Raw genomic sequence first — 1,763 nt, forward strand, 5'->3', positions numbered from 1 at the left:
TATCACCGGCACTGATCTGGTATAAATTTAGCTTAATTTGACCGTTGTTTGAGACCCTAAACTTAAACACATCACTGCGGTCTAAGAGCCTAAGCTCCCCATTGCGGCTGATGAGATTGCCCGTGAAAGTGCCTAAATCCTCGAAAATACCCATGATTCACTCCTGACTTTTTTTCTCTGTGAAAAGAAATAGAAATTAGCCCAAAAACTTGATTTTTTTTGAGCTTTACTACATCTACAGCTTAATAAACCACACCTAAATTTTGTAATATTTGTAAGCCAAGTTTATCAGCTCTTAATTTTAGCGGTGCGACCCGTGGCGAATTTAATTACGGGTAAAGCGCACCGTAACGAAATTAGCTTAATGATCACAGCTGACGGGGCGACATGAAAGCTACAAGGCAGACAGAACTTGCAATCTAGCCCTGAGACCCTTTAGATAATTAGGCAACTTATGGCGGTTAATTTGCATTAACTCCTGCACACATTCAGAGTAAAGTTGAAATAAATCAACCCACAAATGAGCATGAATACCAACATAAAAACTACTATGTCTACGGATATAACGTTGAGGTTCTCGCTGACGAACTAAGTATTTTTGTAAGCCCATATTGGAAAGCATACGTCCTTCTAAGCATGCGCTAGTATAGGCAATAGAAATTAGTACAATTAAAGTAGATAAGCGCTTGCTTGTCAGTTTAGTCTCTTCAAGATTGTAGCCACCAGTCTTGAAATCTCGAAACATTTCCTCAATGCCAAAACGTTTCTTATAAGCTCTAATAGCTAGTTCTAAGTTAGGCAGATTAGTTAACAGATACCAAGGTTCTTTAGCACTAAATTCTCGGTAATTTTTGCGCCACTTACCCGCCAGATTAAACGGACCAAAGCCCTTTTGATTAGTAAGATTTACGCCCTGAAAAAAAAGTTTCATTCCCGGAGATAATCCTAAGTTTTTCAAGGCAGTTGAGAGTTGGTGTTGACTGCTAACATTTGTGGATTGTTTCTGTCTCAAACAAAAGTCTACACCCTTGGCGGTGAGATACTTTCCTAGTTTGGGTGAGCAAAATTCTCTGTCTCCTAATACGACCACTTGATGCTCAGTAAATAAGGGGAATACTTGGTTGAGGACTTTTTGTTGTTCCTCAAGATTACTATTCCCTTTTTTGTCTAATAGTATCCAAGCTATTGGCAAGGCACGTTTTTGCCAAATTAGACTCACCATCAAGATGTTTACCAATCCCCAACTCGTTCTATCTATGGCTAAATATAACGTCTTTTCTTCACAAAAAACTTGTTTTAATAATAGCTCTACACAGGGGAGCCAGCACTTTTCGATAGTTAGTTGTTCTAAGTCTAAGAATCTTTGTAGTTTTTTTCTTCTACTCTCAAATAAAATCGGGATTGGTAGTGCTTGTGCTAGCACTTCTAATTTGACATTTTTGACTTTTTGCAGTATCCCTATTACCAGCATTAAGACTAAGTAGTGGGCTCTCGATAGTTGCTTTTCTAGGTGTGAGGTGTACAATTTAGCTATCATTTTTGTTTGATGGGGTCGCGGTGAGAATCTCTCTCATCTTTTCTGACCCCATTTTCTCAGATTTCAGTCCCACTGTGCTTTTCAACTTCCATGTCACCCCTTCAGATTATTGATACAAGCTCATCGTCAGGTTAAACTTTCTGTTCTAGCAAGCGTATTTCCCCAACCAATTCAATATAGAAGCCGCAAACGCAATCTGCAACGCTTTTTGATATTGCCTCAACTC

General features: G+C 38.9%; 1 protein-coding gene and 1 pseudogene. One reads left to right on the top strand and one right to left on the bottom strand.

Features of this window, described 5'->3' with window-relative positions; translation table 11 throughout:
- Window positions 1–394: 394 nt before the first annotated feature.
- Window positions 395–1,537 (bottom strand): IS4 family transposase, encoded by a 1,143-nt coding sequence (locus tag F6K51_RS36695; RefSeq protein WP_293030949.1) that lies wholly within the window; start codon window positions 1,535–1,537, stop codon window positions 395–397.
- 106 nt (window positions 1,538–1,643) lie between these two features.
- On the opposite strand from F6K51_RS36695, the pseudogene F6K51_RS36700 reads away from it, so the two are divergent.
- Window positions 1,644–1,763: pseudogene (locus F6K51_RS36700) on the top strand (IS4 family transposase); the annotation flags it as partial.

Source organism: Moorena sp. SIO3I8, assembly GCF_010692325.1.
In the GTDB taxonomy this organism is placed as follows: domain Bacteria; phylum Cyanobacteriota; class Cyanobacteriia; order Cyanobacteriales; family Coleofasciculaceae; genus Moorena.

Excerpts from the sequence above, each read along its gene's own strand:
- F6K51_RS36695 (WP_293030949.1), bottom strand. The coding sequence starts at position 1,537 with ATGATAGCTAAATTGTACACCTCACACCTAGAAAAGCAACTATCGAGA.